Origin of the sequence: Corynebacterium sp. HMSC075D04, from assembly GCF_001815635.1 — a bacterium.
In the GTDB taxonomy this organism is placed as follows: domain Bacteria; phylum Actinomycetota; class Actinomycetes; order Mycobacteriales; family Mycobacteriaceae; genus Corynebacterium; species Corynebacterium coyleae.
The window spans coordinates 1-17,021 of record NZ_KV821355.1 but is presented as its reverse complement, the minus strand read 5'-3'; the positions used below and the strand labels follow the sequence as shown (position 1 = coordinate 17,021).

Annotated in this window: 17 protein-coding genes and 1 pseudogene; 1 reads left to right on the top strand and 17 read right to left on the bottom strand. The window is 63.9% G+C overall.

Annotated features, from left to right (window positions below):
• Positions 1 to 10: 10 nt before the first annotated feature.
• From HMPREF3048_RS08105 to dacB, 15 genes are all read right to left on the bottom strand, one after another.
• Positions 11 to 871 carry a hypothetical protein gene (locus HMPREF3048_RS08105; RefSeq protein ID WP_141758886.1) on the bottom strand — a complete coding sequence of 287 codons (861 nt, stop codon included), beginning with the start codon at positions 869 to 871 and terminating at the stop codon, positions 11 to 13.
• Between the two features lie 5 nt (positions 872 to 876).
• Positions 877 to 2,418 carry a lysine--tRNA ligase gene (lysS, locus tag HMPREF3048_RS08100; protein WP_070450367.1) on the bottom strand — a complete coding sequence of 514 codons (1,542 nt, stop codon included), beginning with the start codon at positions 2,416 to 2,418 and terminating at the stop codon, positions 877 to 879.
• A 16-nt stretch (positions 2,419 to 2,434) separates the two neighbouring features.
• Positions 2,435 to 3,688 carry a hypothetical protein gene (locus HMPREF3048_RS08095; RefSeq protein ID WP_070450286.1) on the bottom strand — a complete coding sequence of 418 codons (1,254 nt, stop codon included), beginning with the start codon at positions 3,686 to 3,688 and terminating at the stop codon, positions 2,435 to 2,437.
• A 38-nt stretch (positions 3,689 to 3,726) separates the two neighbouring features.
• Positions 3,727 to 4,524, bottom strand: coding sequence for a pantoate--beta-alanine ligase (locus tag HMPREF3048_RS08090; RefSeq protein ID WP_070450290.1), 798 nt, complete (start codon positions 4,522 to 4,524; stop codon positions 3,727 to 3,729).
• Between the two features lie 12 nt (positions 4,525 to 4,536).
• The gene (locus HMPREF3048_RS08085; protein WP_070771816.1) at positions 4,537 to 5,238 is read right to left on the bottom strand and encodes a 6PGD fold domain-containing protein; all 702 of its coding nucleotides are present in this window, start codon (positions 5,236 to 5,238) and stop codon (positions 4,537 to 4,539) included.
• Positions 5,239 to 6,075 carry a DUF6779 domain-containing protein gene (locus HMPREF3048_RS12650; protein ID WP_070771815.1) on the bottom strand — a complete coding sequence of 279 codons (837 nt, stop codon included), beginning with the start codon at positions 6,073 to 6,075 and terminating at the stop codon, positions 5,239 to 5,241.
• A 10-nt stretch (positions 6,076 to 6,085) separates the two neighbouring features.
• On the bottom strand, positions 6,086 to 6,553 hold the full coding sequence (locus HMPREF3048_RS08075) for a DUF3180 domain-containing protein (protein ID WP_070450297.1): 468 nt from the start codon (positions 6,551 to 6,553) through the stop codon (positions 6,086 to 6,088).
• Positions 6,550 to 7,008 (bottom strand): 2-amino-4-hydroxy-6-hydroxymethyldihydropteridine diphosphokinase, encoded by a 459-nt coding sequence (gene folK / locus HMPREF3048_RS08070; protein WP_070771840.1) that lies wholly within the window; start codon positions 7,006 to 7,008, stop codon positions 6,550 to 6,552. Before folK ends, HMPREF3048_RS08075 begins: the two co-directional genes overlap by 4 nt.
• 5 nt (positions 7,009 to 7,013) lie before the next feature.
• Positions 7,014 to 7,385 carry a dihydroneopterin aldolase gene (folB, locus tag HMPREF3048_RS08065; protein WP_070771814.1) on the bottom strand — a complete coding sequence of 124 codons (372 nt, stop codon included), beginning with the start codon at positions 7,383 to 7,385 and terminating at the stop codon, positions 7,014 to 7,016.
• Complete coding sequence (folP, locus tag HMPREF3048_RS08060) at positions 7,378 to 8,220, bottom strand: dihydropteroate synthase (protein ID WP_070771813.1); 843 nt, start codon at positions 8,218 to 8,220, stop codon at positions 7,378 to 7,380. Before folP ends, folB begins: the two co-directional genes overlap by 8 nt.
• A 7-nt stretch (positions 8,221 to 8,227) precedes the next feature.
• Positions 8,228 to 8,803 (bottom strand): GTP cyclohydrolase I FolE, encoded by a 576-nt coding sequence (folE, locus tag HMPREF3048_RS08055; protein ID WP_070422479.1) that lies wholly within the window; start codon positions 8,801 to 8,803, stop codon positions 8,228 to 8,230.
• Complete coding sequence (gene ftsH / locus HMPREF3048_RS08050; protein ID WP_070771812.1) at positions 8,790 to 11,138, bottom strand: ATP-dependent zinc metalloprotease FtsH; 2,349 nt, start codon at positions 11,136 to 11,138, stop codon at positions 8,790 to 8,792. Before ftsH ends, folE begins: the two co-directional genes overlap by 14 nt.
• A gap of 21 nt (positions 11,139 to 11,159) precedes the next feature.
• Positions 11,160 to 11,759 (bottom strand): hypoxanthine phosphoribosyltransferase, encoded by a 600-nt coding sequence (gene hpt / locus HMPREF3048_RS08045; protein ID WP_070771811.1) that lies wholly within the window; start codon positions 11,757 to 11,759, stop codon positions 11,160 to 11,162.
• A 114-nt stretch (positions 11,760 to 11,873) separates the two neighbouring features.
• Positions 11,874 to 12,758, bottom strand: a complete 885-nt coding sequence (gene tilS, locus HMPREF3048_RS08040) for a tRNA lysidine(34) synthetase TilS (RefSeq protein ID WP_070771810.1) — start codon at positions 12,756 to 12,758, stop codon at positions 11,874 to 11,876.
• Positions 12,759 to 12,769: 11 nt separating this feature from the next.
• On the bottom strand, positions 12,770 to 14,026 hold the full coding sequence (dacB, locus tag HMPREF3048_RS08035; protein WP_070771809.1) for a D-alanyl-D-alanine carboxypeptidase/D-alanyl-D-alanine endopeptidase: 1,257 nt from the start codon (positions 14,024 to 14,026) through the stop codon (positions 12,770 to 12,772).
• Between the two features lie 61 nt (positions 14,027 to 14,087).
• Here dacB and HMPREF3048_RS08030 point away from each other — a divergent pair, with 61 nt between their 5' ends.
• Complete coding sequence (locus tag HMPREF3048_RS08030; protein WP_070422474.1) at positions 14,088 to 14,570, top strand: inorganic diphosphatase; 483 nt, start codon at positions 14,088 to 14,090, stop codon at positions 14,568 to 14,570.
• Positions 14,571 to 14,805: 235 nt separating this feature from the next.
• Here HMPREF3048_RS08030 and HMPREF3048_RS08025 read toward each other — a convergent pair whose 3' ends face one another.
• Together HMPREF3048_RS08025 and HMPREF3048_RS12300 are read right to left on the bottom strand one after the other, a co-directional pair.
• On the bottom strand, positions 14,806 to 16,461 hold the full coding sequence (locus tag HMPREF3048_RS08025; protein WP_070771808.1) for an MFS transporter: 1,656 nt from the start codon (positions 16,459 to 16,461) through the stop codon (positions 14,806 to 14,808).
• A gap of 88 nt (positions 16,462 to 16,549) precedes the next feature.
• Positions 16,550 to 17,021, bottom strand: a pseudogene (locus HMPREF3048_RS12300) (hypothetical protein); the annotation flags it as partial.

Genomic DNA, 17,021 nt, shown 5'->3' with positions numbered 1-17,021 from the left:
CCGTGCACAATTAGCAGGGATCGAGATATTCCTCACGATCCGACAACACTCGCGCGTTCCCGCCGTAGTTCTTCTTCGCAGCACACAGCGCATCCGTGTCGTGGCCAAAATCGAGGTACACCGGGTAAATATCGTTGCCATCGACCTGTGCGCGAAGCGACGGGCAGTGGCCTGGATAGGTGAACTCAGCATTTCCATCGCCGAGATACGCAATGTCAAACGCAAGCTTGGAGTGTGTCGAGCCAATATCTCCGTCCGCAATTACGGAATCGAGAATGAGAATTCCTCGTCCATCACAATTCGGCGCAGAGATTTGACGCTTAACCCCTTCAAACTGCGCCTCGATAATCACGCCATCGCTGTCGCGCTTAATCCCCCAGTTTGGGTCGAGTGTGCTCGATGTCGGCACAGGAGTGGAAGCCTTCGCCTGCTTCTTGTGCGGCGGCTCCTGACCAGGCGGGTATACGCCGCAGCGTGGCTCCTTATCCGCCAGGGATTCGGGAACGCCGAGCTCCTCAAGACGACCCGGGTTAAAGCACGGCCGCGCCATACCCATGCCATCCCACACGCCGTCAGCCTCGACCTCGACCCAGTGCTTACCGTCCCACTGCGCGAGGATGATGTTGCCGGAATTCGGAACTCCAGGACGAGTGAAGCCACCTTCGCAAGGACCATACATCTCAAACTCTTCAAGCCCTGGCGAATTTTTGATTGCATCAGTGGAGCAATCCGGTGGGGGCAGCTGCGACGTTGTTGTGGTTGGCGTGGTAGGCACCGTTGGCTCCGCAAGCTCTGCTTGTTCACTACTGCCACAGCCTGCCAACGAGGCTGCGAGGAGTACCCCGGCTGCTGCGAGGGGCCAACGGCGCATCGTCGTTACGCCTCCGGCTTCACCATCGGGAACAGGACGGTCTCGCGGATACCCAGGCCGGTCAAGGCCATCAGCAGGCGGTCCACGCCCATGCCGCAACCTGCTGTCGGCGGCATGCCCTGCTCCATAGCGGCGAGGAAGTCCTCGTCGAGCACCATGGCCTCGTCGTCACCATGCGCCGCCAGGCGGGCCTGGTCTTCGAAGCGCTCGCGCTGGATCACGGGGTCGATGAGCTCGGAGTAGCCGGTGGCCAATTCGAAGCCACGGACGTAGAGGTCGAACTTCTCGGTCACACCCGGCTGCTCGCGGTGGTCGCGGGTCAGCGGGGAGGTCTCCACCGGGAAGTTAATGACAAAGGTCGGCTCATAGAGCTGGTCGGAGCAAAGCTCCTCCCAGATTTCCTCAACAAGCTTGCCGTGCAGCCAGCCTGCATTCTCCGGAACCTTCAGACCGATAGTCTCAGCGATGCCCTTGAGTTCCTCCACGGAGGAATCGATGGTCACCTCAGGCTGGCCCGGGAACTTACGCTGCAGCGCCTCGTTGAGCGACGGGTACATCTCCAGTACCTTCCACTCGCCGCCGAAGTCGTACTCGGTGCCGTCAGCCAGCGTGACCTTCTGGGAGCCGAAGACTTCCTGGGCACAGAACTGGACAAGACCCTTCATGGTTTCGGCACCGTCCTTGTAGGTGCCCCACGCCTGGTAGGTCTCCAACATGGTGAACTCCGGCGAGTGGGACGAATCCACGCCCTCGTTGCGGAAGTTCTTATTGATCTCAAAGACGCGCTCCAGACCACCAACAACGGCCCTCTTCAGGTAAAGCTCCGGCGCGATGCGCAGGTAGAGGTCAATGTCCAGCGCGTTGGAGTGGGTGACAAACGGACGCGCCGCAGCACCGCCGTGCAGCGTCTGCAGCATCGGCGTCTCAATCTCCACAAAGTCCAGGCCCGTCAGGTACTTACGCACCGCAGCCATGACCTTGATGCGGGTCATGGCGTTCTTGCGCGCATCCTCGCGCATGATCAGATCCGTGTAACGGCGACGGACGCGCTGCTCCTCGTTCATGTCCGCAAACGCGACCGGAAGCGGGCTCAAGGCCTTCGAGGCCATGTGCCAGGACTGTGCCTGGACGGAGAGCTCGCCTCGTCGAGAAGCAATGATGCGCCCACGAACCGAGACAATGTCACCCAGGTCCGTGTCAGCCTTCCACTGCGCGAGGGCTTCCTCGCCCACCTCTGCCAGCGACAACATGACCTGCAACTGAGTGCCGTCACCCTCCTGCAAGGTGGCAAAGCAAAGCTTGCCAGTGTTGCGCTGGAACATGACGCGGCCGGCGACGGCCACCACATCCTGGGTTTCCTGGCCGGCCTCAAGGCGGGTCACACCGTCGCCTTCGCCCTCTTCAACGACCTGGTACTTCGCCCGCAGGTCCTTCAGCGAGGTCGTACGGTCAACTTCGACGGGGTAGGCATCACGGCCCTCGCCGATAAGCCGTTGCCTCTTCTCCCGGCGGATTTGCTGCTGCTCTGAAAGATCCTGCGTACTCACGCCGGTCAATCGTAGTCTATTGGCAAAGCGGAAGATCCAGACGCTGCTCTTCCGAGTTCAAACCGTTAATAATCATGAGGTATTCAGGCTTGTCCTGCGGCACCATCACATAGGCAGGCGGGTTCGCGTCCGGCAACTCATAGGAGTTCACGGTGCACTCACCGGAGCCCAACACGACGGCCTCGCGCGGGTCCGGCACCGCATCGTCGCGGTCATACTCGTCGGCGTACTTCACCACAGACACGCCCAACTCTGCGTTGGCGCAGCGGATCTTGCCTTCCTGGTCCGGATCGGTCGAGCCGTTCTCGCAGCGCAGGTCCTGCCAGCCCTTCTGGCCGGACTTCTTGGACACGATATCCGGGTACTCCTCGGCGATCTGCGCCTCCGCACCCTCCCAGGCCTCGCCGCGGTTGGCGGACCAATACCACAGTGCCGCAATAGCGATGAGCAGTAGCGCCAGGATCGCGATGATCCACGGCCACGGGACTTTCTTCTCGTTCGTCGCCGCCGGGCGGGTGTAGTTGCCGTCCGGGCCGTACGCGTACGGCTCAGGGCGCTTGCGATAGCCGTCCTCCGGGTTGGGAGCAACGTCGATGTTGGACGCCTCCTGGGGCGCCTCGCCCACCGGCACCATATGCAGCACATCCGCACAGGTGCGCACGCCCTCGCGTGGGGCCTCGCCCGTCATCAGACTGACCACGCTGGCGAACTTGTCCACATTCGCCTTGGCCAACTCCTCATCCGAGCCAACCGCGTCGGTACTCGGACCAACCAGGGTGAGCTTCACCGGGGTGGTCGACCACTGCGGCTGCACCAAAAGTCGCTCCGGCGAAATAGAACGGGAGACGAACCCGGACAGGCCCTTGAGGTCGTAGTCATCGATGGCCTCGACCACCGGGGCGAGCAGGTCACGCACTTCCTGCTGGGTAAACGTCGCGCCCTTCTCCGCAATGAGGTCGCTCAGCGGCGTGCCGGTTGCGGCCTCGCGCAGGACGAAAAGCTGCCCTTCGTCGGTGGTACCCACACTGCGCGGCTGGAACGCGCCCGGATGCGCCGCCAGCGCGAGGCGGCTGTTGAGCGTGTTCACGTCGGCGCCGAGGTGTTCCGCCACCTTCGTGTCAAAGACCTCCACCTCTACGGCGTGGCCTTTGTCGTCCGACGCGGTGTACAACGTGGACGTTTCAGTACGGCCGCTTTCACGCACCTGCTCAGGGGTGAAGGCGAAGCCGAAGCGGTCGGCGAGGATTCCGGCGATGTTGGGCACAGACATGCGCCGCATTCTACCGCCTGCGACCGCAGCCCGTTCGGCTACCTATCTTCTTCGATGTGCTTGAAGCCAATCCCGAGCGGCAAACCCACGTTGTCGGCCAGGCGCACAGGGCCGAGGTCGACGGCGGCGAGGAGGCGGGCGTCGCCACGCTCGGGCGCTTCGCGCATCGCCAGGTCGCGCAGCTCAAGGTAGGCCGGTTCAAGGCCCTCGGCGGCGAGCACACCACGCACGGTTTCCAACACGACCTCGGCGCCCTGCTCAGCGGCGTGGGCACCTGCGGTCAGCGCCGCAGGCAGTGCGAGAGCTGCCTCGCGCAGATCCTCCGGCACGTCCGCGTTGCGCAGCGACACCGCCAGCCCATTCGGAGTACGCACGGTGGGAACCGAGTGCAGTTTGACCTCCATACGCAGGCCAGAGACCGCATATTGCGTGGCGACGAGCACCTCAAAGTCCTTCTCCCCCAACACCACATCCGTCGCATGCGAGGCGTTAATCGCAGCAAGGATGCGCGCCACCTCGCGCTGCGTGTGCTCCGGGTCCTCCAGCGGATCCACCCCGGAATCCACCCGCACCTTGGTTGCCAGCGGGCCGTGGAACACCACGTCCACCTTCTCCTCGGCGAAGATGTCCGGCACCTCGTCGCCAGTAAACGTGACCACGACGCACGAGCCGAGCAGCGACTTCGCCGCACGGATTAACTCAATGTGACCCGCGTGCACATCGCGACCCAACGGCACGACCACAACGGACTTGCCAATCTTGCGAAACGCCCGCCCGTACGTTGCCAGCAGCGCCTCATCCGTAACGACGACTGCCTTACCTGCCTCAAACGCCATCTATCTTCCCCTTTATCTTCCCTCGTATTTCTGAATAACCCACAGTTCCGTATCCGTGTCCTGCTCCATCTCACCGCGTCGGCGCTGCAGATCCACAAACAGCCTGCGCACTCCGGGTTCCGGCAGTGCGTCCAGCATCCGGTCCAAGTCGTTCACGCTCCTTGCGTATCGACGACCCGACGCCGCCTCGATGAACTTCTCCGCCACCGCCTCAAACGACGGGACCGCGTCGATGAGCAGCTCGAGCGCGTCGTCGCGCACCGTCGCTTCCAGCGCGCGAAGTTCTTGGGCGGCGGCGATGGTGGGGCGGACGGTGTCGTCGATACGCATGCTCGTGCCGCCGATCTCCGCGATGAGCAGCCCCACGACGGTCTCGCCGAGTTCGTCCGCGGCGGAGGTGACCCAGATGTTGTCGAAGAGGTTGTGGGCGCACATGGTGATGGCCTGGGACGTTTCGACGTCGTCAAGCAACTGCGGGCCTTCCTCCAACGCGGTGTGGAGGAACATCTGCTGCGGGCGCGCGTAATCAGCCAGGATTTCTGCGGCGGCGCGGATATCGTTCGCGGAGCCGTCGATGAGCACGAGGTCCACGTGCGCGATTGCGCCCGGGTCGGTGTTGATATCGATCGGGCGCACGGTGTGCCCGGCGCGTTCCAGATCGACAGCGAGTTGGCTGTGGCCGGGGATTGCGCCTACGAGCAGGCGTGGCGCCATTTACTTCCCCCGGCGGGCGAGCAGTTCAGCGACGGAAATGGAGTTCTCGCGCTCGTCACGACGACGGCGGCCCGAACGGTGCGGCTCCTCCTGCGGTTCCGGTTCCGGGGTTGGCTCCGGCTTGAGTTCTGGCTGCGGTTCCGGCTTGGGTTCCGGCTTTGCTTCTGCTTCCGCTTGCGCCTTTCGCTCGCTGATCAGGTCAGACAGCGGGTTGCGGGCAGGGCGGCCGGACGGCTGGGTGCCAATGCGGCCAGCGATCGCATCCGAGCTCGGCGCACCGGTGGGACGCACGCGGTCGAGCACAACCGTGTCGTCGGTCGACGGCGACGGGCGCGCTGGTTCTGGTTCTGAGATCGGTTCTGGTTCCGGGGTGGGTTCCGGCGCTGGCTCTGGCTCTGGGGTGCTCTCCAACTCGGAGATGCGACGCGCAGAGGCGCGCACGGCGGCTGGCTCGTACTCGAAGACGCGGCCGTTGAGCTCCTCCAACTGTGCTCGCAGTGCCTGGATCTCGTCCTGCAGCGCGCGAAGGGCTTCCATGTCCACCGCGGAACCCTCGCCCTGCGGCAGGGCGGCGATGACGGCCTTGTGGCGCTCTTCCTGCTCGCGGACTTGCTCGCGGGCGGCTTCGGCGTCCCGGGTGGCGTCGTCACGCTCGCGGCGGCTGCGGAAGTTCAAAATCAGCCCGGCGGCACCCGCCCACAGTGCGAAGATCAACGCGATCTTCAGCGCGTTGGCGGAGTTGGTAAACAGCATGACAACGGTGCCAATTACGGCGACAACAAAGGGGACGATGACCCACAGGGTTGCGCTGTCACTGGATGTGTTTTTGGCACTCATGCCCAACACTCTAGCCAACCCCCTGCCCGTCGGCGGGTGGCGACACCTCGCAGTTTTTCTCCAGCACCAACCCGGCTACACACAGCGCGATGCCGCCGAGGGTGCCCACAGTCAGCGGCACAACGTCGTCAGATGCGGCCGCCAGCACATCGAGCTTGCGCACCACATACATCAACGCGCCTGCATACATGCCGCCACAGATCGCACCTGCCCAGGCGCTGGCCTTGCCGAACACCATGAAGTTCGCCGCCTGCATCGGGTTGAGTTGGCTACGGTCCAGCCCCACCTGGCCGTCCTTGCGGCGCTTGTGCACCACCCACGCCAGCCACCCAGCCACCGCAGCGATGCACCACAACGACAGCGGCACGATCACATCCAGCGACTCCAGCCAGCTGTAGTAGCGACGCACCACAATCAGCGCAGCTGCGGCACTGAAACCAGCAGCGGCGATGATCCCCTCGATCGGCGTGCGCTTCATAGTTTGCGCACCCCTTGGTCCTCCAGACCATCGAGCAATTCGCGTATCGACGACCCCTTCAACTCCGCACCCGGATCAATCTCCAACCACGGCTCGAGCACAAACTGGCGCAGGTGCGCCCGCGGGTGCGGGACGGTCAGCACCGGATCGTCGGAGGTATAGCCCTCAATCCAGACAATGTCCACGTCCAAGGTGCGCGGACCCCAGCGTTCCACGCGGACACGCTCGGCTTCGTTTTCCAGGCGCTGGCAGCGTTGAAGCAACTCGTGCGGGCTTTGGTCAACGTCCACCAGCAGGCTCTGGTTCAGAAAGTCCGGCTGGTCCGTCTTGCCCCAGGGGGCGGTGGCGTAGATAGAGCTGGCTGCGACGGTTTCGTCAGCGAACTCGTCGACAACCGCGCGCAAGTGTGCACGCGCATCACCCATGTTCGATCCGGAGGACAGCACTGCGCGCATGGGCATCACATCCGTTTCCGGGAACGGCGCGCCACCACGGCAACATCGTCGAACACTGCCGGGATCGGCGCGTGTGGCTTGTGCAGGGTCACCTCGATCGCGTGCAGCGCGTCGTAGGTGCGCATGGCGGTCTCTGCGATCTCGACAACCACGGTCTCAATCAACTGGCGCGGCGTACCGGTGGCAATGGCCAGCGCGGTGTCGGCGAGTTCGGCGTAGTTGACGGTTTTGGTCAGGTCGTCGTCACGCGCGGCTTCCGCAAACTCCAACCAGCACGTGATGTCCAGCGAGAACGCCTGGCCAAACTCGGTTTCGTGCTCGAGTACACCGTGGTTGGCGTGGAACTGCAGGCCTTTGAGTTCGATGCGGTCAGCCATGATTCCACCTTGCCACCACATCCACCGCGTCGCGCGAAACCGCAACCTCGTGCACGCGCACGCACCAGGCGCCGGCCTGGGCAGACAGCGCCGTGACGGCAGCGGTGGCCGGGTCCGCATCCACCGGGGAGTGCTCCAGACCACGATCCGCGCGGATCTCGGTGAGGAAACGCTTGCGCGAGGCGCCGACAAGAATTGGGAACTCGCCGGCGATGAACTCCGGCAGGGCGTTGAGCAGCGCCCAGTTATCGGCCGCGGTCTTAGCAAAGCCCAGGCCCGGGTCCAGTGTGATCTGCTCCTTGGCCACACCCGCGGCCAGGGCGTTCTCGACGAGTTCGGCCAGCACCTGGTGGACATCCTTGACCACATCCCCGCCGTGGTCGGCCGCGCCCGAAGCGTTGACAAACGCGTCTGCGCGCCAGTGCATGAGGCACACCGGCAGCTGCGTTTCTGCCATCACGCGGTACATGTCCTCATCCGCCAGGCCACCGGAGACATCGTTGATCAGGTCCACGCCCTCTTCAGCTGCGGCCTTCGCGGTGGCGGCACGCATCGTGTCAATCGAGGTCCGGATGCCATCCTCGTGCAACGTCCGGATCACCGGGCGAATGCGCTCCGCTTCCACCTCCGCGGGAACGCGGGTGGCGCCGGGTCGGGTGGATTCGGCGCCGACGTCGATAATGTCCGCGCCCAACTTCACCAACTCGTGGGCATGGGCGATGGCATCGTCGGTGGCGAGCCACTTGCCGCCATCCGAAAACGAATCCTCCGTGACGTTGACAATCCCCATCACACTCGTGCGTCCGGGCAGTGTCAGGTCGGCGACAGTGGTCATTGGTGTTCTATCCCCTAATCAGGCTCATGACCTCGGCACGCGAGGCCGCGTTCTTCTGAAAACCGCCGCGCACAGCGGACGTGGTCGTCGTCGCACCCGGCTTCCGAATTCCACGCATTGCCATGCACAGGTGCTCGCATTCGATGACGACGATCACCGCAGACGCATCAAGCTTTTCGACGATCGCATCCGCAATCTGCGCCGTCAACCGCTCCTGCACCTGCGGGCGCTTCGCGTACATATCCGCCACACGGGCCAGCTTGGACAGGCCGGTCACCTTGCCGTCCTGGCCAGGGATGTAGCCAATGTGGGCCACGCCGTAGAACGGCACCAGGTGGTGCTCACAGGTGGAGTAGATCGGAATGTCACGCACGAGCACCAACTCGCGGTGGTTCTCCGAAAAGGACTTCTCCAGGTGCACCTTCGGGTCCTCGTGCAGGCCCGCGAACACCTCGGCGTAGGCGCGCGCCACACGCGCTGGCGTCTCCACGAGGCCCTCGCGGTCCGGGTCCTCCCCCACCGCGATGAGCAGTTCACGCACGGCGGCTTCGGCGCGCTCGTGGTCAAACTTAGGCGTCGTCATCGTCGTCTCTCCTGTGCTTCGGTTCCTGCGGCTCGCGCGGCAACTGGGTCGTCTCGTCTTCAGACGCAGTCGGACGGGTCTCCGGCTCCGGACCACGCGCTGGGTTGTCTGGGCGTTCGTGCTCCGGCAGGCGGAAGCCGATCTCCTCGGTCTCCCGGGTCGGGTAGTTCTCCGCACCCGGGTGCTGCTTCGGCTCGGGCTGCTTTGGTTGCGGTCCGCCCACGTAGGTCCAGTCCGCCGGCGGCTTCTCACCGCGGTACTGCGGGGCCTTGCCCTTCGGCGGCTGCCAACGCGTGGAGCCCTTCTGCTCCGCTGCCTTCTCTTCCGCCTCGCGTTCCTTGCGACGACGCTCACGCGTCGCCTTCGACGCCTCCAGGATGGAGAAGCGCTTCGGCGGCTCCTCGCCACGCTCCTTCGCAATCTCCACCGGGGTCTTCACCGGCTCGCGACCGATCTGGCGGCCGAAGCGCACGTCGTGCTCCGGCAAGGTCGGGCGTTGCGGCTCGATCGAGTCGAAGATCTCCTCCAGGTCGCCGCGGCGCAGGGTTTCCTTCTCCAGAAGCTTCGAGGCCAACGTATCCAGCTCGTCGCGGTAGCGCTCGAGGGTTGTGTAGGCGACCTTGTGGGCTTCGTCGAGAAGCGCCTGCATCTCCTCGTCGATCTTCGCGGCGACTGCCGGCGAGTACTCGAGTGTGCCGCCACCGCCGCGGCCGGAGAACGGATCGCCCTGCTCCTGGCCGTACTTCACCGCGCCGAGCGAGGAGGTCATGCCGTACTCGGTGACCATCGCACGTGCGATCTTCGTGGCCTGCTCGATGTCGTTCGACGCACCGGTGGTCGGCGCGCCGAAGACCAGTTCCTCGGCAGAGCGGCCGCCCATGGCGAACACCATGCGGGCAAACAGTTCGTCGCGGGTGTACATGCCCTTGTCGTCCTCGTCGGCCGTCATGGCGAAACCGCCGGTGCGGCCGCGGGCGAGAATGGTCACCTTGTACACGCGCTCGATGTCCTTGAGCGCCCACGCGGCCAGCGTGTGGCCGCCCTCGTGGTAGGCGGTGACCTTCTTCTCGTGCTCAGAGATGATCTTGCTGGATCGACGCGGGCCGCCGATCACGCGGTCCGTGGCCTCCTCCAGCGCATCCGCGGTGATCACGTTGCCGCCGATGCGGGCGGTGAGCAGCGCGGCCTCGTTAAGCACATTCGCCAGGTCCGCACCCGACATGCCCGCGGTGCGCTTTGCCAAAGCATCCAGGTTGACGTCCTTGGCCAACGGCTTGTCCTTCGCGTGCACCTTCAAAATCTGGGCACGGCCCGCGAGGTCCGGGTTGGATACCGGAATCTGGCGGTCGAAACGGCCCGGGCGCAAAAGCGCGGGGTCCAGAATGTCCGGACGGTTCGTCGCAGCCAGCAGGATCACGCCCTCGCGACCGGAGAAGCCATCCATCTCCACCAGCAACTGGTTCAGGGTCTGCTCGCGCTCGTCGTGGCCACCCCCCATGCCGGAGCCGCGCTGGCGGCCGACGGCGTCGATCTCGTCGACAAAGATGATGCACGGAGCGTTCTCACGCGCCTGCTTGAACAGGTCACGCACACGGGACGCACCGACACCGACGAACATCTCCACAAAGTCAGAACCAGAAATGGTGTAGAACGGCACACCCGCCTCACCAGCGACAGCACGCGCGAGCAGGGTCTTACCGGTACCCGGCGGGCCATAAAGCAGCACGCCACGTGGGATCTTCGCACCGAGCTTCTCGTACACGCTCGGGTCGGTGAGGAAATCCACCACCTCGTGGAGCTCATCGACAGCCTCGTCGGCACCCGCCACGTCATCAAACGTGTTCGTCGGGTTGTCCTTAGTCAGCTGCTTCGCCTTTGAACCACCAATGCCAAACGGTCCGCCGCCGCCCGACTGCATGCGATACATGAAGAAGAACAGCAAGCCGAACACCAGGATCATCGGCAGCATGAAGCCGAGCATGGACATCAGGAACGAATCCTGCGTCACGTTCGTCTGGTAGGAATCCGCCTCAGCCTCACGCACCGCCTGGAACACATCCGGTGCGGTACGAGCCGGGTACTGGGCGGAGATTGCCTCGACGCCCTCGCGCTCGTCGACAGTAATTGGCTCACGCAGATCAATACGCACCCGCTGCTCACGGTCATCGATCTGCACTTCCTCCGCGTTATGCTCGCGGAGCTGCTGCATCGCCACCGACGTATCCACGCTCTGGTAAGCGCGGGAATCGTCCCCAATCAGCGTCAGCAAATAGAGCACAATAAGCGCGATGGCGCCCATAATGCCCCACCGCATGACGTTTTTATTTTTGCTCATAAACCTTTGTTCTAGTCGGCTTTACTCAGCGTCCGAGTACACGCGCGGATGCAACGTGCCCACGTACGGCAAATCACGGTAGCGCTCCGCGTAATCCAGGCCGTAGCCGATCACAAACTCATTCGGGATATCGAACCCGATATCAAGCAAGTCGATCTGCGCCGTCTGCACATCCGGTTTGCGCAATAGAGTAACGACCTCAAGGCTCTTCGGGTTCCTGTTACGCAAATTACGCAGCAACCACGACAAGGTCAGACCCGAATCGATGATGTCCTCAACCACCAGCACATCACGGCCAGCGATCTCCTTATCCAGGTCCTTCAGAATGCGGACCACGCCAGAACTCGTCGTCGAGTTGCCGTAAGAGGACACCGCCATGAACTCCATCTCAGCCGGAATGGAGACCTTGCGCGCAAAGTCCGTCAGGAAGAACACCGCCCCCTTCAGCACACACACCAAAATGAGGTCCTCTTCAGAGTCGCGGTACTTCTCCGACACCATATCCGCCAACTCCTGGATACGGTCCTGCAACGCCTCCTCACTGATCAGGATTGCCTCCACGTCGTCGCCGTAACGGTTCGGCGGAACGTTGAAATCCTTCGTGTCGTGCAACTCAGTCATGGGCTGGCCTTTCCCTTTCGCTGTGCCTCGCGGACGTCACGCAGTTCACCTGCGCGTAACTTCCTCATCTTGCCACTAGATTCCTACAAGGCACAACCACCTGGGACATTTGGGCTAGGTCAGGACCAGTTTCCCGTCGATTCGCGCCACCGAACGCCCGCCGCCTACCGCGATCGGCCCCTGCCCGCGCCAGTTGGTCACCAGCGCCTCGATTGCCGCAAGTTGGTCGCCTTGAACCCGCACTCCTTCATCTAAGAGCCATATTGCTAATCGACGACGCCTCACCGGCCCCGCATCCCCCTCCAACTCCACACACGACGTGGTCAGCGTGAGGTCCGCGAGTTGTTCAATGAGCGCCTGGTCGGCTGCGATGCGGTTCGCGGTGGTGGCAAGGGCCGGCACCGCATCCCCGCCCAGCAAGTCCGTCAGCGCAGGGATGATGCTTTGGCGCATTGCTACGCGACGATACGCCGGGTCGGAATTCATCGGGTCGTGCCAGACTTCGAGCCCGAGTTCCTCGCACGCCCCGACGGTGTCTGCGCGGCGGATGTGTAGGAACGGCCTGACGATCTTCCCGTTGCGCTGCGCCATGCCCGACGGGTTGCCCCGCAACGCGCCGAGTAGCAGGGTTTCTGCCTGGTCGTCGGCGGTGTGTGCGACCCAGACGTCGCGGCCGGATTCGAGCAGTGCGGCGTACCTTGCTTCGCGCGCGGCGGCCTCGACGTTGCCGGGTCCTACTGTCACGTTGGCCACCGTAGAGGCAAACCCGAACTCGCGCGCCACGGCCGCGGCACGCTCGGCGATCTCGGCCGAGCCGGGCTGCAAACCGTGGTCCACGACCACAACAGAGACGTCCTTCTGCTCCGCCGCAGCTGCCGCAACCAGCGCCAACGAGTCCGGCCCGCCCGACAGCCCGATTACCGCTGGCCCGTCGAAGGGACGCACGGCTTGCCTGCACGCGAGGAAGTGCGGGGAGCGGCGCGGCCAAAACGGTTGCATCAGGTTTCCTTTTAGAAAGCTCGCAGCGCCGAGGTGAACTCGTCCATGGCCCGGCGCGCCGCGAGCACGTCGGCGTCGTTACAGATCAGCGCAAACGTATAGATGTTGCCGTTCTCGCTGGTCACCGTTCCGGCCAGCGAGGCGGTGCCGTCGAGCGTGCCGGTTTTCGCGCGGACCCAGCCACGCCCCGGGAGGTCGCCGTAGCGGTCCGCCAGCGTGCCCTCGCCTGCTGCAACCGGCAGTGTTGCCAGAAGCGGGCGGAGTTCGGGTTTGGTCGTAGCTTCCACGAGCACACTATCCAGCACCACCGGCGGGATCCGGTTGTCGGTTGACAGGCCCGAGTTGTCGGAGAGCGCCACTCCCGACGTATCAATGCCGTGCTCCTGCAGCAACGACAGCGTCGCCGACGGCGCGTCCTTCACCCCGCGCGCGAGCGCAACCTCACGCCCGATTGCCTCGGCGTAGACGTTGTCGGATTCCTTCATCATCATCTCGAGGCGCTCCACCAGTGTTGGCGATTCCACCTCGGCGACGACCTCGGCGTCGACGGGGGCCTCGCGCACGTCCACAACACCAGCACCGAGACGGTTCGCCAGCGCCTGTGCCACGTCGAGGGCCGGCGTGTGCGAACGCGGCACGTCCCCAGACGTCTCCCCGTCCATGCGACCGCCGGACAGCATCGCGGGCTGCAGGGGTGCGACGTAACCGCCGTCGATATCCAGCGGATCCCAGCCCGGCATCATCTCCGGCATGCCAGCCCAGGCCGACGTATCCACGTACACCTCGGACGCCTCCCCGATCTGGCCCGCCAGCTCGTCGAGTGCCTCCGCGTCCAACCACACGTCGCCAGCGGCCTTGATCGTCACCGCACCCGAATCCGCGGCACGCACCACCTGCGTCGTAATCGTGTCGCTTTGCCCCAACTCGATCAGCGCCGCCGCGGCCGTGAGCACCTTCGTCACCGACGCCGGGCGCAACGCATCCCCCGACGCCCTGTCAAACACCACGTCGCCGCCTGCCGCGGATACACGACCATGGAACTGCCCCAAACCAGGATTCTCAGCAAGATCGGTGAGGGTTTGGGTCAGCACGGTGTCGTCGATAAGCGAAGGCTCTGCAGGCACAAGCGGAAACGCCGCCTGCTCAAGCCGAAACGCCGGCGCATGCTCAATCCGCGACAACTGCTCATGCGCAGCCACACCAAACCCAGCAACACCACCAACCGCAGCCAACGCCAACGTGCCCGCAACCCAAGTCCATACCTTCATCGGCAAAAAGCGTAGCCCACGTATGATGATTTGCGGACAATCACCGAACGAAGGAGATCCCATGTCTATTGAGGTCATCATCGAAATCCCCAAGGGCTCGCGCAACAAGTACGAGTTCGACCACGAAACCGGCCGCGTCTACCTCGACCGCTACCTGTTCACCCCGATGGCGTACCCAGCCGACTACGGCTACATCGACAACACCCTTGCCGACGACGGCGACCCACTCGACGCCCTCGTCATCCTCCCCGAGCCAGTCTTCCCGGGCGTCACCGTCAAGGCACGTCCGCTTGGCGTATTCAAGATGACCGACGAAGCCGGCGGTGACGACAAACTCCTCTGCGTCATCGACGACGTCCGCTACGACCACTACCAGGACATCGACGACGTCTCCGACTTTGTCAAGGACGAAATCGAGCACTTCTTCGTCCACTACAAGGACCTCGAACCGAACAAGGAAGTCACCGGCTCCGGCTGGGGCAACAAGGCAGAAGCCGAGAAGATCCTCCAGGCCTCCATCGACGCATACAAGGGCGACAAGTAAGACGTTTGGTCTTTGATAGCCGGGCTCCGCGACTGTGCGGGGCCCGGTTTTTGTTGTTCTGTGGTGGGTTTTCTGGGGTTTTCTGGGGTTTTGCGCAGTCGTCTAGCTCCCCCGCAGATGCAGCTAGACGGTCAGCTAGGGGGCTTCACATTTCCCCAGGTCATGTTGAACATGATGGTCATTATGCGCCTGATCGTCTTGTTGGCCTTGCGGCGAGCTAGACGATCAGCGAACACTAGACTGCGGCCGGAGTCTTCTTCGACTGTCGCAGCACCATCACCGAGCCGAGCAGGCCCAGCAGCAGGAACAGCGCAGAGAACCCGATCGACCAGGCGGCGGCCTCGGCGAACCCGCTGGACAGCTGCTGAACAACCACACTGCGGGCGTCGCCGAGGGGTGCGGTGAAGGGGTCGGTGGGGGTGGCGTCGCGAAGTTGCCCGATCATCGAGCCCGCGGATGCCTGGGTGGCCTCGGACAGTTTGGACAGCACATTCTCGGACACCCCGGCGACGGACTCGAGCGAGGCCGGGATGGTGCGCGCCATGGCCGCTGCCAGGGCGGATCCGGCGATCGCGGCGCCCATGGCAGAGCCGAGTTGGCGCACGGTGGACTGGGTGGCCGAACCCGCGCCCGACTGCGCTTCGGGGATGCCGGCGAGCACCGTCGAGGTCAACTGCGCGGACGCAAGACCCAGCCCTACGCCGTAGACCACGAGTGCGCCGACGGTGAACCAGGTGGAGCCTTGCGTTGCGACGACCCCAGCCAACAGCCCAACACCAACCACCTCAAGTGCAAGACCAAGCACGACGACACCCGGCGCGCCGAGACGAGCCGCGAGGTGGCGTGCGGAGGCACCGGAAACGAACGCGCCGAATGCCATCGCGGCAAGGACAAGGCCGGTGCGCACGGTGGAAAGGCCGACCGCGTTGACCAGGAACAACGGCAGGACAAACATGAGGGCGAACTCGCCGACGGCGACCATGGCAGCGGTGAGGTTGCCCCAGGAGAATGTGCCGACTTTGAACAGGGAGAGATCCAGAAGCGCATCGCGGCCGTTGCGAGCACGGTGCAGTTCCCAGCGCAGGAACAAACCGATGAAGATCAGGCCGATACCGATGGCGAACGGCACGGGCGAGACAGTCCAGCTCTCCGGCCAGGACCAGGAGCCAATGCGCAGGGTTTCTTTCTTCTCCCACCAGCCGAGCGTTGTCGCCTCGATGAGCCCGAATACGACAAGCCCGAAGCCGATAGCGGAGGTCAGCAGGCCGTCGACGTCGACACCCCGGACGTTGCGTTTACCGTGGGTTTGCGGCACCCAGGCGAGAATCCCCAGCAGCACCAGCAGGCCGAGCGGCAGGTTTACCCAAAAGATCCACTGCCAGGAGAAGTACTGCGTGAGCACCCCGCCGAGCAGCGGGCCGAGCGCCGCCGTACCGCTCATCACGGCGCCCCACACACCGAACGCGGCGGCACGATCCTTGCCGTGGAAGAGCGAATTTACCGACGACAACGTCGCCGGCAGCACCAATGCACCACCGACGCCTTGGACGGCGCGGGCTGTGATCAGGGTGGTTGCGGTCGTCGATAAGCCTGCAAGCAACGAGCCACCAATGAACAGCGCAACGCCGGCGGCGAATGTGGTGCGGCGGCCGACGCGATCCCCCAGGCGGCCGGAGCCGAGCAGCAACGCCGCAAAGATCACGTTGTAGATCGCGTTGACCCACTGCGCGTTGGTGAGGCTGAGGTCGAGGGCGGTGATCATCGTGGGCAGGGCGACGCCAACGATGGTGCCGTCCATAACAATCAGCGCCAGCCCCGCGGCGAGGACTGCGAGGGCCTTCCACCGACCGGGGTGTTCGGTTGTTGTGTTTGGGGTGTGCACTGTAGTCATGGGGTTCCTTTCGACCTTCACGACAGTAGGCCTGGGAACCACCCGGATTCATCAACCGATCGGTCGAAAAAATACACACCCTTTCGGTTTAGAAGTAGTGCTTGTACAGGTAAAACCCAACAGCGCCGAGGCCGGTAAGCACCAGCAGAATGCTCGGCACGATGATCGCAAGCGGCGAGGTGCTCGAGGATTTCGCCGAGCCATCTTCCTTCCCAGTCGGGATCTCCAGCGATTCCGTGATGGTTGTCGTTGCGCTCGTACTCTTATCGACGACCGACTCCTCCGGAATCTTCACCACCGTAGTAGCCGCTGCCGTGGTGGTCTCGGTGGAGGTGGTCGTGGTTTCGGTGGCCTGCGTGGTTGTGGTGGATGCGCTCGGCGCCGTGGTCACCGTGACCTGCTCCGACGTACGCGAGGTCGTGGTTTCCTTCGACGACGTTGCCAGGGTTGCCTTCTTAGTCGAGGTCGCCTTCGCAGTCGTGGTGGACGGTGCCTCCGAAACCTTCGTGGTCGTCGCGGACGGCGTGGCCTTCGTCGTCGAAGTCTTAGTCGACAAACGC

What these genes read in the sequence shown, in the direction of transcription:
- HMPREF3048_RS08105 (WP_141758886.1), bottom strand. Translation starts at nt 871, where the DNA reads ATGCGCCGTTGGCCCCTCGCAGCAGCCGGGGTACTCCTCGCAGCCTCG.
- HMPREF3048_RS08090 (WP_070450290.1), bottom strand. Translation starts at nt 4,524, where the DNA reads ATGGCGTTTGAGGCAGGTAAGGCAGTCGTCGTTACGGATGAGGCGCTG.
- HMPREF3048_RS08030 (WP_070422474.1), top strand. Translation starts at nt 14,088, where the DNA reads ATGTCTATTGAGGTCATCATCGAAATCCCCAAGGGCTCGCGCAACAAG.
- HMPREF3048_RS08085 (WP_070771816.1), bottom strand. Translation starts at nt 5,238, where the DNA reads ATGGCGCCACGCCTGCTCGTAGGCGCAATCCCCGGCCACAGCCAACTC.
- HMPREF3048_RS08095 (WP_070450286.1), bottom strand. Translation starts at nt 3,688, where the DNA reads ATGTCTGTGCCCAACATCGCCGGAATCCTCGCCGACCGCTTCGGCTTC.
- HMPREF3048_RS12650 (WP_070771815.1), bottom strand. Translation starts at nt 6,075, where the DNA reads ATGAGTGCCAAAAACACATCCAGTGACAGCGCAACCCTGTGGGTCATC.
- folB (WP_070771814.1), bottom strand. Translation starts at nt 7,385, where the DNA reads ATGGCTGACCGCATCGAACTCAAAGGCCTGCAGTTCCACGCCAACCAC.
- dacB (WP_070771809.1), bottom strand. Translation starts at nt 14,026, where the DNA reads ATGAAGGTATGGACTTGGGTTGCGGGCACGTTGGCGTTGGCTGCGGTT.
- folP (WP_070771813.1), bottom strand. Translation starts at nt 8,220, where the DNA reads ATGACCACTGTCGCCGACCTGACACTGCCCGGACGCACGAGTGTGATG.
- ftsH (WP_070771812.1), bottom strand. Translation starts at nt 11,138, where the DNA reads ATGAGCAAAAATAAAAACGTCATGCGGTGGGGCATTATGGGCGCCATC.
- tilS (WP_070771810.1), bottom strand. Translation starts at nt 12,758, where the DNA reads ATGCAACCGTTTTGGCCGCGCCGCTCCCCGCACTTCCTCGCGTGCAGG.
- hpt (WP_070771811.1), bottom strand. Translation starts at nt 11,759, where the DNA reads ATGACTGAGTTGCACGACACGAAGGATTTCAACGTTCCGCCGAACCGT.
- HMPREF3048_RS08025 (WP_070771808.1), bottom strand. Translation starts at nt 16,461, where the DNA reads ATGACTACAGTGCACACCCCAAACACAACAACCGAACACCCCGGTCGG.
- folE (WP_070422479.1), bottom strand. Translation starts at nt 8,803, where the DNA reads ATGACGACGCCTAAGTTTGACCACGAGCGCGCCGAAGCCGCCGTGCGT.
- HMPREF3048_RS08075 (WP_070450297.1), bottom strand. Translation starts at nt 6,553, where the DNA reads ATGAAGCGCACGCCGATCGAGGGGATCATCGCCGCTGCTGGTTTCAGT.
- folK (WP_070771840.1), bottom strand. Translation starts at nt 7,008, where the DNA reads ATGCGCGCAGTGCTGTCCTCCGGATCGAACATGGGTGATGCGCGTGCA.